This is a genomic window from Deinococcus pimensis DSM 21231 (genome assembly GCF_000519345.1).
Taxonomy (GTDB): domain Bacteria; phylum Deinococcota; class Deinococci; order Deinococcales; family Deinococcaceae; genus Deinococcus_A; species Deinococcus_A pimensis.
This window is the reverse complement of sequence record NZ_KI912636.1, coordinates 11,405-15,316: the sequence shown is the minus strand read 5'-3', so window position 1 is coordinate 15,316 and position 3,912 is coordinate 11,405. Positions and strand designations below refer to the sequence as shown.

Below are 3,912 nucleotides of genomic sequence, written 5' to 3'. Positions count from 1 at the left end.
CGAGCCCGCCGCGCTGCGGCACACCTTCGCCGCGCTCGCCCGCCGCGCCACGCGCGCGGCTATGGTGGGGACATGACCACCCCCCACGACGCGGCCCTGCGGGTGCGCGGCCTCACGAAACACTACGTCGTGCACGAGAAGGAGCCGGGCCTGCTGGGCTCGCTGAAGTCCTTCGTGAACCGCCGCTCCCGCACCGTGGAGGCCGTGCGCGGCGTGAACCTCGACCTCGCGCGCGGCGAGATGGTCGGCTTCCTCGGCCCGAACGGGGCAGGGAAGACCACCACCCTCAAGATGCTCTCCGGGCTGCTGCACCCCACCTCCGGCGAGGTGGACGTCCTCGGCTTCGAGCCGCGCCGCCGCCACGCGGACTTCCTGCGCTCCATCACCCTCGTGATGGGCCAGAAGCAGCAGCTGCTGTGGGACCTGCCCGCCCTCGACTCCTTCCTCGTGAACCAGGCGATCTACGAGATCGACGACGCGGACTTCAAACGCACCATGCGCGAGTACGACGAGGTCCTCGACCTGTCGGGCATCCTGCGCAAGCAGGTCCGCAAGCTCTCCCTGGGAGAGCGCATGAAGTGCGAGCTCGCGGCGGCCCTGCTGCACCGCCCGCGCGTGCTGTTCCTCGACGAGCCCACCATCGGCCTCGACGTGAACATGCAGGTCCGCATCCGCGAGTTCGTCCGGGAGTACAACCGCAGGGAGGACGCCACCGTCATCCTCACGAGCCACTACATGGCCGACGTGACCGCCCTGTGCGAGCGCATCGTCGTCATCGACGCGGGCCGCGTCGTCTTCGACGGCGACCTCGGCGCCCTCGTGGAGCGCAGCAGCCCCTACAAGACCGTGAAGCTCCAGCTTGCCTCGCCCGCCTCGACCGAACGGCTCGCCCGCCACGGGGAGGTCGTGAGTCACGACGGCCTGGGCGTGGAGCTCAACATGCCCCGCGCGGAGGTCGGCGAGCGCGCCGCGCGGCTCCTCACCGACCTCGACGTCGCGGACCTCACCGTGGAGGACCCGCCCATCGAGACGGTCATCGGGCGGCTCTTCGGGGCGGAACGCGCGCCGGAGCACGCGTGAGGGCCGCCGCGAGCCTCGGGCGCAAGTTCCGCGCGATCTTCTCGGCGCAGCTCGCCAACATGGTCGCCTACCGCGCCGAGCTGATCATCTGGATGCTGTCGGGCACGCTGAGCTTCATCATGATGGCCATCTGGATCTCGCAGGCGCGCGCGGCGGGTGGGGAGATCGGCGGCTTCACCGAGGCGCGCTTCGCGTCGTACTTCACGGGCACCTGGGTGACGGGTCAGCTCCTCGTGGTGTGGGTCGCCTGGGAGCTCGACGTGCAGATCCGCCTCGGGAACCTCTCGCCGAAGCTGCTGCGCCCGCTCGATCCGCTCTGGGAGCACCTCAGCAACCACCTCGGGGACCGCCTCGTGCGCGCGCCCTTCATCGCGCTCCTCGCCTGTCTGCCCCTGCTGCTCGTGCCCGGCGCGGGCTTCACCACGGACCCGCGCGTGTACGCGGCGTACCTCCTCGTCGTGGCGCTCGGCCTGCTGATCCGCTTCCTGATCGAGTACTGCATCGGGCTGCTGTGCTTCTGGACGGAGTCCGCGACGTCGTTCAGCGAGATCAGCTGGCTCGTGTACGCCGCGCTCGGCGGGGTCTTCGCGCCGCTGCAGCTCTACCCGGAGGCGCTGCGGCGCGTGGCGCGGCTCACGCCCTTCCCGTACATGGTGAACCTGCCCGCCACGATGCTCGCCGGGGACGCCGCCTGGGGAGACGTGGGGCGCGGCGTGCTGGTGCTGCTCGGCTGGGCCGCCGCGCTCGGCACGCTGCGGCTCGTGATGTGGCGGCTCGGGCTGCGCCGCTACGGCGCGGTGGGCGCGTGAGACGCCCGGCGCGGCACGCGCGCCTGATGTGGCTCTTCCTCGCGAACTCCCTCAGCGCGCAGCTGGAGTACCGCGCGAACTTCGTCGGCAGCGTCCTCGCGAGCTTCGGGGAGGTCGCGGTGGGCCTGCTGGGCCTCGTGCTGTTCTTCGGCGCGAGCGACCGGCTCGGCGGGTGGACCTTCCCGCAGGCGGCGCTCGTGCTGGGCTTCTTCATGCTGGCCGAGTCGTTCATCTCCGTGCTGCTGCAGCCGAACCTCAACCGCATCGCCGAACAGGTGCGGCTCGGCACGATGGACTTCAACCTCCTCAAGCCCGTCGACGCGCAGTTCCTCGTCAGCACCCGGCAGGTGAACGTCTTCCGGCTCAGCGACGCCGTCGTCGGTCTGCTCGTGATCGGCTGGGCCGCGCCGCGCCTCCCGGACCTCACGTGGGGCGGGGCGCTGCTGGCCGCGCTGCTGTTCGCCTCGGCCCTCGTGATGGTGTACAGCGTGTGGTTCATGCTGTCCACCACGGCCTTCTGGTTCGTGAAGGTCCAGAACGTCACGGAGCTCTTCAACGGCGTGTTCAGCGCCGGGCGCTTCCCGGCGGCGGCGTTTCCCGCGTGGGTGCGGACCGCGCTGACCTTCGTGGTGCCCGTCGCGTTCGTCACGACCGTCCCGGCCGAGGCGGCCCTCGGGCGGCTCGACGCGGGCCTCGCGCTGTGGTCGCCCGTCGTGGCGCTCGCGCTGCTCGCGGCGTCGCGGCTGTTCTGGACGTTCGCGCTGCGGTCCTACACGAGCGCGTCCAGCTGAGGCGGCGTCATTCGCGGACCTCGCCCGTGGGGCCATCGGCTATCATGAGCGTGTTCGTGAGGCCAGCCTGAGAATCGACCGACGCGGGCCCCGCCCCGCCCATGGAGCGCATCGTGAGCGAAGCCATCCCGACCACCACGGACCTGTACGACCTCTTCGAGCGCCAGGCGCGGACCCGCCCGGACGCTCCCGCGCTGCGCGCCCTCTCGGGTGAGGTCGGCTACGCCGAACTCGAGGCGCGCGCCGCCCGCCTCGCCGCCCGCCTCGCCCGCGCGGGCGTCGGCGCGGGAAGCGTCGTCGGCCTGCTGCTGCCCCGCTCCGCTCACGCGGTCGTCGGGATGCTCGCCACGCTGCGGCTCGGCGCGGCGTACCTCCCGCTCGACCCGGCCCAGCCTCCCGCGCGCCTCGCCTTCATGGTCGCCACGGCGCGCGCCGCGCTCGTCCTCACCGACGGGGACCGGGAGGACGTCGCGCGCGGCCTCGGCGCCAGCGTCGTGCGCGCCGACGCGGAAGGCGTGCCCACGTCCGCCGAGGCGCCTGCCCGCGCCCGGCACGACGTCGCGTACGTCATCTTCACGTCCGGCTCCACCGGCACGCCCAAGGGCGTCCCCATCCGGAACGAGGGCGTCGTCAACCTCCTGCAGGGGCAGACCTACGCGGACTTCGGCCCCGGACGGACGCACCTCATGCTCTCCAGCCTCGGCTTCGACTTCTCCACCCTGGAGATCTGGGGCGCGCTCCTCACGGGCGGCACGCTCGCCCTGTACGAGCCCGTCTTCGTGTCCCTCCACGACGTCACCCGCCACACCCGCGCGCTCGGCGTCACCACCCTCATGATGACGCCCGGCCTCTTCCACCTGCTCGTCGGCGAGCGCGCCCTCGAGCTGCACGGCGTGGACCACGTCCTGCTCGGCGGGGACGTGCCCGCGCCCCGCCTGATCCGCGACTTCCTGCGCGCCGCGCCCGGCGCGCGCGTCACGAACGTGTACGGCCCCACCGAGAACACCGTCTTCACCACCTGCCACACCCTCCACTCGCCCGACTTCCCCGAGGGGCCCGTCCCGCTCGGCCTGCCCATCCCCGGCACGCAGGCCCTCGTCATGGACTCCGAGGGCCACGCCCTGCCGCCCGGCGAGGAAGGCGAGATCTGGCTCGGCGGGGTCGGCCTCACCCCCGGCTACCTCGGCCGTCCCGATCTCGACGAGGCCGCCTTCGTCCGCCACCCGCTCGCG

At 72.3% G+C, this 3,912-nt stretch carries 4 protein-coding genes; all 4 read left to right on the top strand.

Going from position 1 to position 3,912, the window contains the following annotated elements; translation table 11 throughout:
* The first annotated feature begins 72 nt into the window (after positions 1-72).
* Positions 73-1,080: an ABC transporter ATP-binding protein gene (locus tag DEIPI_RS0107890; protein WP_027481414.1), complete on the top strand. Its 1,008-nt coding sequence runs from the start codon at positions 73-75 to the stop codon at positions 1,078-1,080.
* Entirely contained in the window at positions 1,077-1,889 is an 813-nt protein-coding gene (locus DEIPI_RS0107885) for an ABC transporter permease (protein ID WP_245588531.1), read from the top strand. Before DEIPI_RS0107890 ends, DEIPI_RS0107885 begins: the two co-directional genes overlap by 4 nt.
* A complete protein-coding gene (locus DEIPI_RS0107880) occupies positions 1,886-2,680 on the top strand; it encodes an ABC transporter permease (protein WP_027481412.1) in 795 nt (264 codons plus the stop codon). Before DEIPI_RS0107885 ends, DEIPI_RS0107880 begins: the two co-directional genes overlap by 4 nt.
* Positions 2,681-2,793: 113 nt before the next feature.
* Positions 2,794-3,912, top strand: a 1,119-nt coding sequence (locus tag DEIPI_RS29525) for an AMP-binding protein (RefSeq protein ID WP_169737052.1), incomplete at its 3' end; no start/stop codon positions are given.

Bases quoted from the DNA above. Each gene is read 5' to 3' on its own strand.
- DEIPI_RS0107890 (WP_027481414.1), top strand. From the start codon at position 73: ATGACCACCCCCCACGACGCGGCCCTGCGGGTGCGCGGCCTCACGAAA.